Origin of the sequence: Sphingomonas crusticola (genome assembly GCF_003391115.1) — a bacterium.
Classification (GTDB): domain Bacteria; phylum Pseudomonadota; class Alphaproteobacteria; order Sphingomonadales; family Sphingomonadaceae; genus Sphingomonas_I; species Sphingomonas_I crusticola.
On sequence record NZ_QTJP01000001.1, the window covers coordinates 2,699,522 to 2,715,173 of the forward strand.

16 protein-coding genes are annotated in these 15,652 nt (G+C 65.3%); 9 read left to right on the forward strand and 7 right to left on the reverse strand.

From position 1 onward, the window contains the following. Nucleotides 1-16 precede the first annotated feature (16 nt). The 7 genes from DX905_RS12845 (at nucleotide 17) to DX905_RS12875 (ending at nucleotide 6,404) form a co-directional block, all read left to right on the forward strand. A complete protein-coding gene (locus tag DX905_RS12845) occupies nucleotides 17-334 on the forward strand; it encodes a c-type cytochrome (protein ID WP_162875609.1) in 318 nt (105 codons plus the stop codon). A gap of 18 nt (nucleotides 335-352) precedes the next feature. Beyond that, nucleotides 353-1,825, forward strand: a complete 1,473-nt coding sequence (locus tag DX905_RS12850; RefSeq protein ID WP_116091699.1) for a PQQ-dependent sugar dehydrogenase — start codon at nucleotides 353-355, stop codon at nucleotides 1,823-1,825. A gap of 115 nt (nucleotides 1,826-1,940) precedes the next feature. Then, nucleotides 1,941-2,396 (forward strand): dUTP diphosphatase, encoded by a 456-nt coding sequence (dut, locus tag DX905_RS12855; protein WP_116091700.1) that lies wholly within the window; start codon nucleotides 1,941-1,943, stop codon nucleotides 2,394-2,396. Beyond that, complete coding sequence (locus DX905_RS12860) at nucleotides 2,393-3,136, forward strand: HesA/MoeB/ThiF family protein (protein WP_116091701.1); 744 nt, start codon at nucleotides 2,393-2,395, stop codon at nucleotides 3,134-3,136. Before dut ends, DX905_RS12860 begins: the two co-directional genes overlap by 4 nt. After that, a complete protein-coding gene (locus tag DX905_RS12865) occupies nucleotides 3,133-3,447 on the forward strand; it encodes a peroxiredoxin (protein WP_116091702.1) in 315 nt (104 codons plus the stop codon). The genes DX905_RS12860 and DX905_RS12865 overlap by 4 nt, the downstream gene beginning before the upstream one ends. Before the next feature lie 461 nt (nucleotides 3,448-3,908). Beyond that, nucleotides 3,909-5,900 carry a threonine--tRNA ligase gene (gene thrS / locus DX905_RS12870; protein WP_116091703.1) on the forward strand — a complete coding sequence of 664 codons (1,992 nt, stop codon included), beginning with the start codon at nucleotides 3,909-3,911 and terminating at the stop codon, nucleotides 5,898-5,900. Nucleotides 5,901-6,023: 123 nt separating this feature from the next. After that, nucleotides 6,024-6,404: a putative quinol monooxygenase gene (locus DX905_RS12875; RefSeq protein ID WP_205412253.1), complete on the forward strand. Its 381-nt coding sequence runs from the start codon at nucleotides 6,024-6,026 to the stop codon at nucleotides 6,402-6,404. Here DX905_RS12875 and DX905_RS12880 read toward each other — a convergent pair. Further along, nucleotides 6,401-6,703, reverse strand: coding sequence for an Rrf2 family transcriptional regulator (locus DX905_RS12880; RefSeq protein ID WP_116091704.1), 303 nt, complete (start codon nucleotides 6,701-6,703; stop codon nucleotides 6,401-6,403). The two genes, DX905_RS12875 and DX905_RS12880, sit on opposite strands and share 4 nt — an antisense overlap. Before the next feature lie 69 nt (nucleotides 6,704-6,772). On the opposite strand from DX905_RS12880, the gene DX905_RS12885 reads away from it, so the two are divergent. Next, complete coding sequence (locus DX905_RS12885; protein ID WP_116091705.1) at nucleotides 6,773-7,132, forward strand: VOC family protein; 360 nt, start codon at nucleotides 6,773-6,775, stop codon at nucleotides 7,130-7,132. A gap of 113 nt (nucleotides 7,133-7,245) precedes the next feature. Beyond that, entirely contained in the window at nucleotides 7,246-7,776 is a 531-nt protein-coding gene (locus tag DX905_RS12890; RefSeq protein ID WP_116091706.1) for a hypothetical protein, read from the forward strand. A gap of 67 nt (nucleotides 7,777-7,843) precedes the next feature. Here DX905_RS12890 and DX905_RS12895 read toward each other — a convergent pair whose 3' ends face one another. From DX905_RS12895 to DX905_RS12920, 6 genes are all read right to left on the reverse strand, one after another. Further along, a complete protein-coding gene (locus tag DX905_RS12895) occupies nucleotides 7,844-9,133 on the reverse strand; it encodes an adenylosuccinate synthase (protein ID WP_116091707.1) in 1,290 nt (429 codons plus the stop codon). A 116-nt stretch (nucleotides 9,134-9,249) separates the two neighbouring features. After that, nucleotides 9,250-10,359: an ATP phosphoribosyltransferase regulatory subunit gene (locus tag DX905_RS12900; RefSeq protein ID WP_116091708.1), complete on the reverse strand. Its 1,110-nt coding sequence runs from the start codon at nucleotides 10,357-10,359 to the stop codon at nucleotides 9,250-9,252. Further along, complete coding sequence (locus tag DX905_RS12905; protein WP_116091709.1) at nucleotides 10,356-11,555, reverse strand: DUF418 domain-containing protein; 1,200 nt, start codon at nucleotides 11,553-11,555, stop codon at nucleotides 10,356-10,358. Before DX905_RS12905 ends, DX905_RS12900 begins: the two co-directional genes overlap by 4 nt. Nucleotides 11,556-11,682: 127 nt before the next feature. Continuing rightward, the gene (gene serA / locus DX905_RS12910; protein WP_116092544.1) at nucleotides 11,683-13,260 is read right to left on the reverse strand and encodes a phosphoglycerate dehydrogenase; all 1,578 of its coding nucleotides are present in this window, start codon (nucleotides 13,258-13,260) and stop codon (nucleotides 11,683-11,685) included. A gap of 86 nt (nucleotides 13,261-13,346) precedes the next feature. Continuing rightward, entirely contained in the window at nucleotides 13,347-14,507 is a 1,161-nt protein-coding gene (locus DX905_RS12915; protein WP_116091710.1) for a phosphoserine transaminase, read from the reverse strand. Nucleotides 14,508-14,678: 171 nt separating this feature from the next. Then, nucleotides 14,679-15,572 carry an alpha/beta hydrolase gene (locus tag DX905_RS12920; RefSeq protein ID WP_116091711.1) on the reverse strand — a complete coding sequence of 298 codons (894 nt, stop codon included), beginning with the start codon at nucleotides 15,570-15,572 and terminating at the stop codon, nucleotides 14,679-14,681. Between the last annotated feature and the right edge of the window lie 80 nt (nucleotides 15,573-15,652).

Genomic DNA, 15,652 nt, shown 5'->3' on the forward strand with positions numbered 1-15,652 from the left:
CTGGATGGAGTTGATCATGCGTAAACCTATTGTTGGCCTCGTTGTGGCCGCGGTCGCAATAGCCGCGCCGGCCCCCGCAACGGCGCAGCCTTCACAAGCCTCGACCCTCCCGCCCGGGCCCGGCCACGACACCGTCGTGAAGGTCTGCTCTGCCTGCCACGCGCCCGAAATCGCCGCGACCCAACGGCTCACCCCCGCCGGCTGGGACGAACTGGTCGAAACGATGGTCGGGCGAGGCGCCCAGGCGAGCGATGCCGAGGTGGCGGAGATCAAGGCCTACCTTAGCAAGTCGTTTCCGGCCGAGCCCGCCAAGTCTGCGGCTAAGTCGCAATAGTCACAGAGCGAGTCGGCAATGGGCCTCACGATCAGGACTCTTGCCGCGGCCACCGCTAGCGTCCTGCTCCTGTGGAGTGCGGCGCACTCCCAAGCTCCGTCCGACCCACCCGCCGGTCCCGCACGGCTGTTCGCGGACAATTGCGCCGGCTGCCACGGTGCAGATCGCGCGGGCGGTCGCGGGCCCGCGTTGACCGAGGCGCGCCTGGTCGCGCGGGTCGACGCCCAGCTTCGCCATACCATTGCCGCCGGCGTGCCAGGCACCGAAATGCCCGCCTTCGGTGGGACGCTCAGCAACACGCAGATCGCCGCACTGGCCGCCTATCTGCGCACGCCCGCGCCCGCCACGCCGCCGCGCCATCCCTTCGTGCCCAGTCCAGACGGTCAGGTGCTGCACACGCAGAAGCAGGATGTGCGGGTGGAGGTCGTCGCTCGGCTCGAAACGCCATGGGGCATGGTCTTCCTCCCCGACGGGCGCATGCTGGTGACCGAGCGCCCCGGCCGCCTGCGCATCGTCGCCAGGAATGGCGCCCTGTTGCCCGCTCCCGTGTCGGGCCTGCCGCCGATCCATGCCGGGCAGGATGGCGGCCTGCTCGATGTGGCGATCCACCCCGATTATCGCCGCAACGGCTGGATCTATCTGTCCTACAGCGAGGCGGACCCGGGCTCGTCCGCCGATCCGGTGCCGCGCACGATGACGGTGGCGATCCGCGGCCGGCTGGATGCTAACAACCGCTGGACCGACACCCAGACTATTTTCCGGGCGCCGTCCGCGCGCTATACGACCAGCGGCTCGCATTACGGCTCGCGCTTCCTGTTTGATCGTCACGGGCATCTCTTCTTCTCGGTCGGCGAGCGCGGCGACATGCGCAACGCCCAGGATCTGGCGAGCCCACTCGGCAAGATCCACCGCGTCAATGCCGACGGCAGCGTGCCTGCCGACAATCCGTTTGTGCACACGCCGGACGCAGTTCCGACCATCTGGTCCTACGGCCACCGCAACCCGGAAGGGCTCGCCTGGGATCCGGTCACGGGCCTGCTGTGGGAATCGGAGCACGGCCCGTTCGGCGGCGACGAGATCAACATCATTGAGAAGGGCCGGAATTACGGTTGGGGCGTTATCTCGATGGGCAAGCAGCCCGGCATCACCGGCACCAGCGCTCCCGGTATGGAGCAGCCGGTCGTCTTTTACACGCCTACTATCGCTCCGAGCGGCATCACTTTCTATTCGGGCAGCAAATATCCGGGCTGGAAGAACTCGCTGTTCGTTTCTGGCCTCGCCGGCCAGCAATTGCGGCGACTGGAAATCCACGGCCGGCAGGTGACCGCCCAGGAAATTCTGTTCGACAAGTTCGGCCGCACCCGCGCCGTCGTCACCGGCCCCGACGGCCTGCTCTATATATTGCTGCAAAATCCGACCGGACTCGGCACCGGCGTCGGCCTCTCGGAATCCACTCCAGGCATGATCATCCGGCTGGTGCCGATCAAATAAGCGGCCTTCGTCTTCCGCCACCCCGGCCTTGAGCCGGTCCCGCTTCTTGCAACGACAACTGCCGTCTCGCGCACCGGCCTAGCACCCGGGCAACGCGCTCGGCTATGGCGGCACCATGACCAACCTGCCCGTCGGAATCGAGATTCGCCTCAAGCGCCTGCCGCATGGCGAGGGCCTGCCGTTGCCGTCCTACGCCACCGAACATGCCGCCGGCATGGACGTGGTCGCGGGCGAAAGCCTGATCCTGGAGCCCGGCGCCCGTTTCGCTGTCGCGACCGGCTTCGCCATCGCCATTCCGGTGGGGTACGAAGTCCAGGTCCGCCCACGCTCGGGCCTTGCGCTTAAGCATGGCATCACCTGCCTCAACACACCCGGCACGATCGACGCCGATTATCGCGGCGAGGTAAAGGTGATCCTCGCCAACCTCGGCTCGGAGCCGTTTGCGATCGCGCGCGGCGAGCGCATCGCTCAGCTCGTCCCCGCCGCCGTCCAGCGGGCCCGCTTCACCGAGGTCGCGGAGCTCGACGAAACCGCGCGCGGGCAGGGGGGCTTCGGCTCGACCGGGCGGTGAACGACACGCAGCTCGATCGCTATGCCCGCCACATCATCCTCAAGGAGATTGGCGGGGCGGGCCAGCAACGGCTGCTCGACGCGCACGTCGCGCTGATCGGCGCGGGCGGTATCGGCGCGCCCGCGATTCAATATCTCGCGGCCGCCGGCATCGGCCACCTCACCATCATCGACGACGATATCGTCAGCCTTTCCAACCTCCAGCGCCAGGTGCTGTTCGCGACGGCCGACGTCGGCACGCGCAAGGCGGACGCGGCAGCGGTGGCGGTGGCACGGCTCAATCCCGATGTCCGCGTCGATGCCCGCACCGAGCGCTTCGGCCTCGGCAACGCGTCCGATCTGCTGACCGGCATCGATGTGTTGGTCGACGGCTCCGACAATTTCGCCACGCGCCTTATCGCCGCGGACGCGGCGCGCGACCTGCGCATCCCATTGGTCTCCGCGGCGGTGGGCCAGTTCGATGGCCAGCTCGGCGTGTTCCGCGGCTGGGAGGCAGACAAACCCTGCTACCGCTGCCTGGTCGGTAGCGATCCGGATCGCCCGGACGTGTCTTGCGCCGATCAGGGCGTGCTCGGTGCGCTTACTGGTATGCTTGGCAGCCTCGCCGCGATTGAGACTATCCGCGCGCTCGTGCCGTTCGGGAAGGATCCGGCCGGAGGCCTGCTGCTGGTCGATGCGCTCGACTTCCGCTTTCGCACGCTCGCCTTGCCCAAAGATCCCGGCTGCAGGTGCGCAGCATGACCGGGCTGGCGATCATCGTGGCCACGCCTGACCCGGTCCGCTTCCGGACTGCTCTGACGCTCGCCGCCGCTCATGCGGCGCTTGGCGGGCGCACGCGGCTGCTGCTCGATGGGGAAGCGGTGCGGCTGGCTGCAACGTCCGGCGCGGAATTGCTCGACAGCTGCTTCGATCTCGGCGCGACTGTCACCTTATGCCAGGGGGGGCTCGCCGCGGCCGGGCTGGACGCGACGGCGCTGGACGCGCGGTTCGATTATGGCGGAATGGTCGGGCTACTGGCCGATCTCGGGCAGGACCGCCTCGTTGTCGTCTGATCACAGCCCTCCGGCGCTGTTGCGGATCGGGCACAGGGTGCAACCATTCTGGATTGACCAGCAAGAACAGCGATGACGGCCTGCGCTGTTTGTCCTAGCACAAACTCACGAAACGTTGGCCTTGGCCATGGTTCGGGGAGACGCGGAAGGCCCCGCACGTCGCAAGACGGAGCGTGTGGGCCCCGCGGTAAAAAGGGGGCTGACGAGCGATCGTCACGCAGGCGCCCGGATCGGAAACGGTCCGGGCGTTTGTTTTTCCACCATCGTGATTGCGAGGGTAGCGAACCGAAGTCGCCGAAGAGGAGCAATCCAGTCCCATGTTCGGCCTGGATCGCCACGGCGCGCTCCGCGCCTCGCGATGATGGAATTTGCACAGCACACCAGCCGTGGACTTCGGCCCCTTTTCACGGGCATAGGGCGCACCATCTTCATCACTCCTCCCGACCAGGATCCGCTTACCCATGTCCGCCATGTTCAAGATCAGCCTGCCCGACGGTTCCGTGCGCGAAGTCGCGCCGGGCACTACGCCGGCTGACATTGCCGCGGCGATCGGGCCCGGCCTGGCCAAGGCGGCGATCGCGGCGCGGGTCGACGGCGAGCTGCGCGACATCACGCGGCCCTTCGAAGGCGATGCGAACCTCGCGCTCGTTACCGCCCGCGACGAGAAGGACGCGCTCGAGCTCGCCCGTCACGATTTCGCGCATGTTTTGGCGGAAGCGGTGCAGAACCTCTTCCCCGGCACGCAAATCACCTTCGGCCCCGCGACCGAGGACGGCTTTTATTATGACTTCGCGCCCCGGGAGCGGCAGTTCACCGAGGAGGATCTGCCCGCGATCGAGGCCGAAATGCGCGCTATCATTGCCCGCGACGAGAAGCTGGTGCGCGAAGTGTGGAAGCGCGAGGATCTGATCGCCAAGTGGCGCGACCAGGGTGAGACCTTTAAGGCCGAATGGGCGGCCGAACTCCCCGATGGCGAGGAACTGACCGTCTATCGCTCCGGCACGTGGCTCGACATGTGCCGCGGCCCGCATCTCGCCTCGACCGGCAAGCTCGATCCACAGGCATTCAAGCTCACGCGCGTCTCGGGCGCTTACTGGCGCGGCGACCAGAAGAACGCGATGCTGAGCCGCATCTACGGCACCGGCTGGCTCAACAAGAAACAGCTGGACGCGCATCTCGTTCGGCTGGAGGAAGCCGCCAAGCGCGACCATCGCAAGATAGCCCAGGAGATGGACCTGTTCCACCTCCAGGCCGAGGCGCATGGCAGCGTCTTCTGGCATCCCAAGGGCTATATCCTGTGGCGCCAGCTGGAGGCCTATATGCGCCGCCGGCTGGACGCCGCCGGTTATAGCGAGGTCAAGACGCCGCAGCTGATGGACGCGCGCCAGTGGGAGCAGTCCGGCCATTGGGGCAAATATCGCGAAAATATGTTCGTCGTCCCCGACGAGATCCCGAATGCCGAGGAAGAAGGTCCGGTCCTGACGGGTGAGGCGGAGCTCATGGCGCTCAAGCCGATGAACTGCCCGGCGCACGTCCTGATCTTCCGCCAGGGCATCAAATCCTATCGCGATCTGCCGCTGCGCCTCGCCGAATTCGGTTGCTGCCATCGCAATGAGGCACATGGTGCCTTGCATGGCATCATGCGCGTGCGCCAATTCACGCAGGACGACGCGCATCTGTTCGTGCGCGAAGATCAGTTGATCGAGGAGGTCCGCCAATTCTGCGACCTGCTCGACATCGTCTATCGCGACCTCGGTTTCGAAAAATATTCGATCAAGCTCGCCTTGCGTCCCGAAAGGCGTTTCGGCTCCGACGAGATGTGGGATTGGGCCGAGCAATCCCTCCGCGACGCGGTCAAGGCGACGGGCCGCGATACCGAGGAATATGGTTGGGAAGAACTGGAAGGTGAGGGGGCCTTCTACGCGCCCAAGCTGGAGTTCCACCTCACCGACGCCATTGGGCGGACGTGGCAGTGCGGCACGATGCAGACCGACACGGTCCTGCCCGAGCGGCTCGATGCGTTCTATATCGGCGAGGATGGCGAGAAGCACCGTCCGGTCATGCTCCACCGCGCGATCCTCGGCACGTTCGAGCGTTTCATTGGTATATTGATCGAGCATCATGCGGGCCGTTTCCCGCTGTGGCTGGCGCCAGTGCAGGCGGTCGCGGCGACGATCGTCTCGGACGCCAACGGCTATGCCGAGCAGGTCGTGGCCAAGCTCCAGGCCGCCGGCCTCCGTGCCGAGGCCGACACGCGCAATGAGAAGATCAACTATAAGGTGCGCGAGCACAGCCTCGCCAAGGTCCCTGCATTGCTGGTGGTAGGCAAGCGCGAGGCCGAGGAAGGCACCGTCGCCATCCGCCGCCTCGGCAGCGAAGGCCAGCAAATCCTGCCGCTCGACGAGGCGATCGCCATGCTCAAGGCTGAAGCGACCCCGCCGGATTTGCGTTGAGCTAGCATTATCGTCCGTCATCCCAGCGGAGGCTGGGATCCATGTCTCTCTCCAATCGCGCCGATACGATTGCTATGGGAGCCATGGACCCCAGCCTTCGCTGGGGTGACGGTAGGATTACGGATGATCGACCGCCGCACCCTGATCGCCACCAGCGCCGCCTTCGCGGTAGCGGGATCCGCGAACGCCGAAGGAGCAAAGCCGATGTACGGACTGATCGGACGGATGAAGGCCACGCCAGGCAAGCGGGCCGAACTGGCCGCGATCCTGCTCGAAGGCACCGGAGCCATGCCGGGGTGCCTCAGCTATATCGTCGCGGAAGACACGGCCGATGCCGATGCCTTGTGGATCACCGAAGTGTGGGACAGCCAGCAGAGCCACGGCGATTCACTCAAGCTGCCGGCCGTCCAGGCGGCGATCGCAAAGGGGCGTCCGCTGATTGCGGGCTTCGACAGCCGCAGCGAGACCGTCCCGCTCGGTGGTGCGGGGCTGCCGCGCAGCTAGTCAGCGTTGGCGCGTGAGCGCCACGGCGACAGCGGCCGGACAACAGCCGGCTCGGCGCGCCCGCCACGCTGGATCGTCACCAGCTCACGCTTGGCCAGGTGTCCGATCGCATCCTGGACCGCGCGTTTGGACAGGCCGGTCTGCTCGGCCATCTGCGCGTGGCTCAACGCGCGTCCCGAAGCAGCCACGTCGAGTAAGGCGAGATAGACGAGGAATGCCGACGGGCGGTGGTCGTGCCCAACGAGATCGCGCATCAAAGTCGCCAGGACGTAGCGGTCAATCTGGATATGGGCGCTCATTGCTATAGCAATAGCTGCCACGCTTCCGCGCCGAAAGGGCGCGTCTTACCATCGGCGCAGGAGGTTTCCATGATCAGGCAGCTTAAGTTTGTCAGCATTCCGACGCGTGATCAGGACCGCGCCTTGGCCTTCTGGACCGATAAGATGGGGTTCAAGGTGGCGACCGATCAGCCGATGGGCCATCAGCGCTGGATCGAGCTTACCATCCCGGGTGCGCAGACCGGTGTGGTCCTGTTCACGCCCGAAGGCCATGAAGACCGCATCGGCACGTTCTTCAACGGCTCGTTCCAGTGCGACGATGTCGACTATAGCTTCACCCAGCTACGCGACCGGGGGGTCGACATATCGCCGCCGGAGAAGCAGCCCTGGGGCAATTTCACGCGCTTTCGCGACCCCGACGGTAACAGCTTCATCCTGTCGAGCCGGTGATCGAGCACTCGTTTCGCCGCAAATTGGGGCAAGCCCTCTAAACAGCGGAAAACCATAGCCTATATACTGAAAAGGATATTCGAACGGGTCGGCCGCTCGATGGGAGACGGTCCATGAAGATAGCAAACACCTTGATCGCGGCGGCCTCGCTCGCACTGCTGGCAGCCGTCCCGGCCACTGCGCAGCGTGGCGGCCATGGTGGCGGTTCGCATGGTGGCAGCGGTTCCCATGGCGGCGGCTTCGGCGGTGGCGGTTACCACGGCGGCGGGGGCTATGGTCATGGCGGCGGCTACCATGGCGGCGGCTACCATGGAGGTTACGGTCACGGCTATCGCGGCGGTTGGCGCGGCGGCTATGGCTATGGTTGGGGCGGCTACGGCTATGGCGACGCCTTCGCGCTCGGCCTGTTCGGCGGCTATGCGCTCGGTGCCTATCCGTGGGGCTACAATGCTTATTATTACGACGTCCCGCCGCCCCCGCCGGCCTATGGCGTCTACGATCGCCCGGCGCCGTCCGACTTCGTCGGCGGTCCAGCCGGCCCGGACAGTCAGTTCCAGTCGGACAGCCAGGGACAGTCGGACGACCAGCATTGCCCCTTATTCTACAACAAGACGAGCGGCCGCTACGAGCCGAACTGCAACTAGGGTTGCGCGAGCCGGTGCGCGTCAGGCCGCCGGCTTCACCGTTCGTCGGTATTGAGAGGCGTGGCGGTCAATCGCGGAAGGGGTCGCGCACCAGGATCGTGTCGTCGCGTTGCGGGCTGGTCGAGACGATCGCGGCCGGGCAGCCGATCAATTCCTCGATCCGCCTGATATATTTGATCGCCTGCGCCGGCAGGTCGGCCCAGCTGCGCGCGCCAGCCGTCGAGCCGCTCCAGCCTTCGATCGTCTCGTAGACCGGCTCGACCGACGCCTGGTCGCTCGGATGCGGCGGCAGATAATCATAGTCGCGGCCATTGAGCTTGTAGCCGACGCAGATCTTCAATTCTTCGAAGCCGTCGAGCACGTCGAGCTTCGTCAGCGCGATGCCGGTAATGCCCGACACTGCGACCGCCTGCCGCACCAGTACGGCATCGAACCAGCCGCAGCGGCGCTTGCGTCCGGTGACCGTTCCGAATTCGTGCCCACGCATTCCGAGCCGCTCGCCCGTCTCATTATCCTGCTCGGACGGGAAGGGGCCCTGGCCGACGCGGGTGGTATAGGCCTTGGTGATCCCCAGCACGAACCCTGCCGCATCCGGGCCAAGGCCCGAACCGCCCGCCGCCGTCCCCGCGATGGTGTTGGACGATGTGACGAACGGATAGGTGCCATGGTCGACGTCGAGGAGCACGCCCTGCGCGCCCTCGAACAGCATGCGCCGCCCGCGCGCACGCGCCTCGTTGAGCGTGCGCCACACCGGCTTGGCATAAGGCAGCAATATCTCGGCGACTTCGCGCAACTGGGCCATCAGGCTATCCCGGTCGATCGGCGGCTGATTGAAGCCCGCGCGCAACGCGTCGTGATGCGCCAGCAGCCGATCCAGCTCGGGCCCGAGATCGTCGAGATGCGCCAGATCACATACGCGGATCGCGCGCCGTCCGACCTTGTCTTCATAAGCCGGGCCGATGCCGCGCCGGGTCGTGCCGATCTTGCCCGCGCCCGAGGCGTCCTCGCGCAGGCCGTCGAGGTCGCGATGGAACGGCAATATTAGCGGGCAGGTCTCGGCGACCTGCAACGTGTCAGGCGAAATGTTGAGCCCGCGGGCCGAGAGTTTGGCGACCTCGTCGCGGAAGTGCCACGGATCGAGCACGACGCCGTTGCCGATGACCGACAAGGTGCCCCGCACGATGCCGGACGGCAGCAGGCTGAGCTTGTAAACCTCGTCGCCGACCACCAGCGTATGGCCGGCATTGTGCCCGCCCTGGAAGCGCACGACGACATCCGCGCGGCTCGCTAGCCAGTCGACGATCTTACCTTTGCCCTCATCGCCCCACTGGGCGCCGATGACGGTGACGTTGGCCATTGTGAAACCCTATCCGTTCGGTTCGAGCGAAGTCGAGAACTCCCTTCGAGCATAGCGAGAAGTCCTCGACTTCGCTCGGATACGCCCCTCGACTTCGCTCGGGACGAACGGGAAAATCAGAGCGATACCGGCTGCGATCCTTCGAGCCGGTGGGTGCAATTCTGTGGCTGATCCTGTTCCGAAAGCGCCGCGACTGTCGTCCAACCCTCACCACGCAGCCGCGCCGCAACGGCTAAGTCATGACCGAGCGGCAGGAAGACGCGACGGGCTAGTTCCACCCCAAGCCCCATGTCGACCAGCGGATCGATGAAGAGCGAGAAACCGACGGCGGTTTCCTCCCGCCCATTTGCGTGGACGATCGTGTAGCTGCCGCCGCGTCCTATCTCGCCGGTAAGACCGGCGCCGAACAGCGAGAAGCCGATCCAGCTTTGATATTCGAAGCCATGCCGCTCGGTCGGATCGAGCGTGAGCGTGACGCCATCGCCGATCGCGGCCGCGACCTGCTCGATCGCGGCGAGGCGGCTGTCGAGCGCCTGTGTGCGATCCAGCGCGCGTAGCTTCGACAGCGCGCCGTCGAGCGGGCCGGCTGCCGACAGCAAAGGCAGATAGGCATCTGCGCCCGCCGCCGCGAGGCCGCCCGCATCCTTGGCATCCAGCAATGTGCGCACGTACATTACCTGAGCGGGATCGATCGGCAATGCACCGGCCGCGAGCGTATCCACCAGGTCGGGCAAGGTGAGGTCGATGGTGATGTCCGTCACCCCCGCCGCCCGGAGCGCATCGATCGCGACCCGCAATATTTCACTCACCGCCGCCACGCTGTCGCTGCCGATCAACTCCGCGCCGGCCTGTGCCAGTTCGCGTTCGGGCCGCAATTGCGTGGCGCGCAACTTGATGACCTGGCCGCCATAGGCGAGCCGCAGAGGGCGGGGCGCGTGGCCCATACGGGTCGCGGCAATACGACCGATCTGGGCCGTGATGTCGGGACGCAGGGCGAGCATACGCTGCGATACGGGATCGACCATGCGCAGCAGATCCTGCGCGCGCGACGATTTGAGCCGCCCGACCAGACTTTCCTCGAACTCCGCCAGCGGCGGCGAAACGCGCGCATAACCATGCCGCCCGATGGCGACGATCACGCGGTGCATCAGGCGCGACGCTGCCTCCGCTTCAGGCGGGAGGCGGTCGCGCAGCCCTTCGGGCAGGAGGCCAGGAGCGATCGTCATGTCGCGGAGCGCTTTAACGGTTCCGCGCGGCGACGGAAGGGGACGTCGAGCGAAAGCTTGGTCGCGGCCCGCCACAGCCATTCGAGAGGTCCGTACAGAAAATACCGAAACCAGTAGGTCGCGAAGACCAGTTGCAGAGCGAATGCCGCGAGCCCGAGCAGCAGAGATTCCGTTTGGGTGATGCGATCCCACAAGTGCAGCCCAAACCCATAATATACGGGCACGAACACCAGGCTCTGCCCGATATAGAGGGTGAGCGTCATACGCCCGGCGGGGATGAAGCGGTTAAGGATGCGGCCAGATCCCCAGATCCAGAGTTGAACGAAGACCAGCAGGGAGATGACCATGCCGGCAATATCCAACCAGCCCGCCAGCATGACGTCGGCCCAGTAAAGCGGTCCGTTACGATGGCAGCAGGCGAGATCGCGCGCATAAGCCAGCGGCGGGATCGCAATTACCGCGACGATCAGGGCCCACAGCCGCAGTCGCGCAAAGCGCTCGGGCTCGGCGAAGAAACGCTGGCGGCCCAACACAAGGCCCACGAGATAGAGGCCGAGGATCTGAACGATCCGCCCGGTCTCGACATAGAAGGACCATTTGCTGACCTTGCCGGCGACGAAATTGGCTTGCACCAAGTCCCCGAACGAGCCGAACAAGGAGGGCCCCATCGCGCCGCCGTCATTGTAAAAGAACGGGTCTGCCAGCGCCCAGGCAGCCCCGTAATGGCCCGCCACGATGCGCAGGATCAGGAATGGCTGGAGCAGCAATATCGCGGCCAGCACCAGCAACAGCCTTGTCGAGCGGATGGCGTCGAACGGGATGAGCAGGAAACCAGCCGTCGCCAGCACCACGATGATGTCGCCGCGATAAATGAGCGAATGCAGCCATCCGATGCCGAACAGCAGCGCCAGTCGCCAGGCGAAGCGCCCGGCGAACGGCTGCCCCCGCCGCCGAGCGCCGTCCATCATGACAAAGAAACTGAAGCCGAAGCAGATGGCGAGCAGCGTGAACGACTTGCCGAGGAACAGCAGCAGCACGCTGTCCTGCACCAGGCTGGGTACGGGCCGCGCATTGTAGAGCTCAAAATAGCCGGTCATGTGGACGAGGAAGAGCCCGAACAGCGCGTAACCGCGCAGCCCGTCCACGATGCCCAACCGGGAGGGTTTAGCGACGGCGTTAGACGCTTCCCCCATCATTGTTCCCCATCATCCGTTCGTGTCGAGCGAGGTCGAGACCCATGTTCGAGCGGAGCGTGGATCTCTCGGTTGCGCTCGGCACCCCTCGACTTCGCTCGGCGCGAACGGCGCGCGGCGGCCAGAGCGCTCAGAATTCCAGCGCCTTGACCGTCCTGACGCCCGGCAGCGCCTTGACCTTCTCCAGCGTCTCGCCATCGACCGGTTGGTCGACGGAAAGCAGCAGTACGGCTTCGCCGCCTGCCGCGCGACGTCCAAGATGGAAGGTGCCGATATTGACGCCCGCCTCGCCCAGCGTGGTTCCGAGCCGGCCGATGAAGCCGGGGGCATCCTCGTTTACGATGTAGAGCATCCGCTCCGTCAAGTCGGCTTCGACCTTCACGCCGAAAATCTCGACGAGGCGCGGCTGCGAGTTTGCGAACAAAGTGCCGGAAACCGAGCGCTCGCCCTGGCTGGTCTGGACCGAGACGCGGATCAGGGTGTGATAGTCGCCCTCGCGATCGTGCCGCACTTCGCGGACGTCGAGCCCGCGCTCCTTCGCGAGATGCGGCGCGTTCACCATGTTCACCGTATCGGAATAGACCCGCATCAGCCCGGCCAGCACGGCGCCGGTGATCGGCTTGATGTTGAGCTCGGCGGCGGCACCCTCCACCTCGATCGAAATCTTGGTGAGGTTATCGTGCGCGAGCTGCCCGATCAGGCTGCCGAGCTTCTCGGCCAGCGCCAGATACGGTCTCACCTTGGGCGCATCCTCGGCCGAAAGGCTTGGCATGTTAAGCGCGTTGGTAACGCCGCCATTGACGAGGAAATCGGCCATCTGCTCGGCGACCTGGATCGCGACATTGACCTGCGCTTCGGTCGTCGAGGCGCCGAGATGCGGCGTCGAGATGAAGTTGGGCGTCCCGAACAGCGGCGATTCCTTGGCTGGTTCAGTTACGAACACGTCGAGTGCGGCGCCGGCGATATGGCCCGAATCCAGCCCCTCCTTGAGCGCGGCTTCGTCGATCAAGCCGCCGCGCGCGCAATTGACGATGCGCACGCCCTTCTTGGTCTTGGCGAGATTTTCCTTGGACAGGATATTGCGCGTGCTGTCCGTCAGCGGCGTGTGGAGTGTGATGAAGTCCGCCCGCTTGAGCAGTTCGTCCAACTCGACCTTCTCGATGCCGAGTTCGAGCGCACGGTCAGGCGTGAGGAAGGGGTCGTAGGCGACGACCTTCATCTTCAATCCGAGCGCGCGATCGGCGACGATCGAGCCGATATTTCCTGCGCCGATCAGACCCAACGTCTTGTTGGTCATCTCGACGCCCATGAAGCGGTTCTTCTCCCACTTGCCGGCCTGGGTCGACTTGTCGGCCTCGGGCAGATCGCGGGCGAGCGCGAACATCAATGCGATGGCATGTTCGGCGGTCGTGATCGAATTGCCGAACGGGGTATTCATAACCACCACGCCCTTGGCGCTGGCGGCAGGGATATCGACATTGTCGACGCCGATGCCGGCCCGGCCGACCACCTTGAGGTTGGTCGCATGCTCCAGGATCGCCTTGGTCACCTTGGTCGAGGAGCGGATCGCGAGCCCGTCATAGTCGGCGATGATGGCGGCGAGCTCTTCCGGCGTCTTGCCGGTGATCTCGTCCACCTCGACGCCGCGCTCGCGGAAGATCTCGGCGGCACGGGGATCCATCTTGTCGGAAATCAGAACCTTGGGCATTTTCATGTCTCCGTTCCCCGGCGAAAGCCGGGGTCCAGTTGAAGGGGAAGAGCTGGCCCCCGGCTTTCGCCGAGGAGCTGAATGGATCAGACCGCGGCGCGGGCGGTGTGGAAGGCCCAGTCGAGCCACGGGCCGAGCGCTTCGATATCAGCCGTGTCGACGGTCGCGCCGCACCAGATGCGCAGGCCCGGAGGGGCGTCGCGATATCCGGCGACGTCGTAGGCCGCATCTTCCGCCTCGAGCAACGCTGCGATCTTCTTGACCAGTGCCAACTTGGCCTCGTCATCAAGACCTTCGACCGCATGATCGGCAAATTTCAGGCAGACGCTGGTGTTCGACCGGGTAGCAGGATCGATCGCGAGATGGTCGATCCAATCGGTCTTCTCGACCCACGCATTTAGCGCGGCGGCATTGGCGTCGGCGCGATCCATCAGGCCCGAAAGACCGCCGATGCCGAGCGCCCATTCGAGGCTCCAGATGCAGTCCTCGACCGCCAGCATCGACGGCGTGTTGATCGTGTCGCCCTTGAAGATCGTGTCGTTGAGCTTGCCGCCCTTGGTCATGCGGAAGATCTTGGGCAACGGCCAGGCGGGCACATAGCTTTCGAGGCGCTCGACCGCGCGCGGGCCCAGGATAAGCACGCCGTGCGCGCCTTCGCCGCCCAGCACCTTCTGCCAGGAGAACGTGACGACATCCAATTTGTCCCACGGCAGATCGGCCGCGAAGATGCCCGACGTGGCGTCGCAGATCGCGAGGCCCTGGCGGTCGTGCGGAATCCAGTCGCCGTTCGGCACACGCACGCCGGAGGTAGTGCCGTTCCAGGTGAAAACCACGTCGGTCGACCAATCGACCGCCTGGAGGTCGGGAAGCTGGCCGTAATCGCCCTTCATCACCCTGGCGTCGATCTTGAGCTGCTTGACGACATCCGTCACCCAGCCCTCACCGAAGCTTTCCCATGCCATCATGGTGGCGGGGCGGGCGCCCAGCATGGACCACAGGCACATCTCGACCGCGCCGGTATCGGAAGCGGGGACGATGCCGAGGCGGTGCGTGTCGGGCAGCTTGAGGATGTGGCGCGTCATGTCCATCGCATGGACGATGCGGCTCTTACCGAGTTTGGAGCGGTGCGAGCGGCCAAGCGAGGCGCTGGCCAATCCGTCGGCATGCCAGCCCGGGGGCTTGGCGCAGGGGCCGGAAGAAAAATAGGGGCGAACGGGCTTAACGCCCGGTTTCGGTAGGTCCGTCAAAATAGTCTCTCCTCACAGAGAGCGCGCGCCGCGTTGGGACGGCGTGGCCCGCCGGCGCTTCTAAAGACGGCGAGCGGGGAGTCAATCGGCGTGCCGGTAATCCCAGCGCAAGCCGGGATTTCATCAGGCTGGGTGCAATCTCTCCTGAATCCCAGCTTTGCGGGCAACGGGCTATCTCGCCTTGGGCTGTGGGTCCAGCTTGGCTCCGGTCGCCGGCGCGGGATGCCCCAGCAGGCCGCTATCACTCAGCCAATCCTCGATCTGCTGCGGCGAATGTTTGAGCGCGATCAGATCGGTGCGCTCACCCAGATTGTAAGCGTGGCCGCCCGCGCGGTAGATATGAAGCTCCGCCGATGCGCCCGCATCGCGATAGAGTTTGAGGATGTCGATCGGCGGCTGCGAGCAGCATTGATCGTCGTTGGCGGCGGCCAGGAAGACCGGCGGTGCGTCCTTCGTGACGCGCTCGTCGCCATGGAGCGGTCCTGGAAAGATCAGGATCGAGAAATCTGGCCTTGCGGGCAGCAGGTCCACTGCATCTCCCTTGCCCCGGGCGCGAACGGGCGCGCTCAGGCTCGCCATCCGTGCCAGTTCGCCTCCGGCCGAAAAACCGATCACGCCAACGCGATTGGGGTCGACGTGAAATTGGCTGGCATGGGCGCGGATGAAGCGCATACCCCGCTCGGTATCCGCGCGCGCATCGTCGAGCGTGTAAGGCGAGCCTTCCTCGCGGAACAGGCGGTAGCGCAGCACGAATGCGGCCACGCCGCGATCGTTAAGCCATTTGCCGACTGCATCCCCTTCCGTGGTCGTCACCAGCAAAGCATGGCCGCCACCCGGCACCACCAGCACTGCCGTACCGTTCGCCCTGGCAGGATCCGGCAAATAGGCCGTTACGCTGGGGTTGTTGACGTGTTTGGTCCAATAATCCTGTGACATTTCGGGAATCGACGCCCGCGCCTCGAAGCCGGGTACGCCGCCGTTCCACAACGGGAAGCGCTCTTGCGCCGAAGCTGCGCCAGCGGAGAGCGACAAGCAGGCGGTAGCGAACCATAAGACGCGTTTCACAGGCGATCCCCTTATTATGTTTGCGATACCATCATGCCTGCGCGACGATCGTGTCAAGCCAAGCAGGAGGGCTTCGTCTC

What these genes read in the sequence shown, in the direction of transcription:
- DX905_RS12845 (WP_162875609.1), top strand. Translation starts at nt 17, where the DNA reads ATGCGTAAACCTATTGTTGGCCTCGTTGTGGCCGCGGTCGCAATAGCC.
- DX905_RS12850 (WP_116091699.1), top strand. Translation starts at nt 353, where the DNA reads ATGGGCCTCACGATCAGGACTCTTGCCGCGGCCACCGCTAGCGTCCTG.
- dut (WP_116091700.1), top strand. Translation starts at nt 1,941, where the DNA reads ATGACCAACCTGCCCGTCGGAATCGAGATTCGCCTCAAGCGCCTGCCG.
- DX905_RS12865 (WP_116091702.1), top strand. Translation starts at nt 3,133, where the DNA reads ATGACCGGGCTGGCGATCATCGTGGCCACGCCTGACCCGGTCCGCTTC.
- thrS (WP_116091703.1), top strand. Translation starts at nt 3,909, where the DNA reads ATGTCCGCCATGTTCAAGATCAGCCTGCCCGACGGTTCCGTGCGCGAA.
- DX905_RS12875 (WP_205412253.1), top strand. Translation starts at nt 6,024, where the DNA reads ATGATCGACCGCCGCACCCTGATCGCCACCAGCGCCGCCTTCGCGGTA.
- DX905_RS12880 (WP_116091704.1), bottom strand. Translation starts at nt 6,703, where the DNA reads ATGAGCGCCCATATCCAGATTGACCGCTACGTCCTGGCGACTTTGATG.
- DX905_RS12885 (WP_116091705.1), top strand. Translation starts at nt 6,773, where the DNA reads ATGATCAGGCAGCTTAAGTTTGTCAGCATTCCGACGCGTGATCAGGAC.
- DX905_RS12890 (WP_116091706.1), top strand. Translation starts at nt 7,246, where the DNA reads ATGAAGATAGCAAACACCTTGATCGCGGCGGCCTCGCTCGCACTGCTG.
- DX905_RS12895 (WP_116091707.1), bottom strand. Translation starts at nt 9,133, where the DNA reads ATGGCCAACGTCACCGTCATCGGCGCCCAGTGGGGCGATGAGGGCAAA.
- DX905_RS12900 (WP_116091708.1), bottom strand. Translation starts at nt 10,359, where the DNA reads ATGACGATCGCTCCTGGCCTCCTGCCCGAAGGGCTGCGCGACCGCCTC.
- DX905_RS12905 (WP_116091709.1), bottom strand. Translation starts at nt 11,555, where the DNA reads ATGATGGGGGAAGCGTCTAACGCCGTCGCTAAACCCTCCCGGTTGGGC.
- serA (WP_116092544.1), bottom strand. Translation starts at nt 13,260, where the DNA reads ATGCCCAAGGTTCTGATTTCCGACAAGATGGATCCCCGTGCCGCCGAG.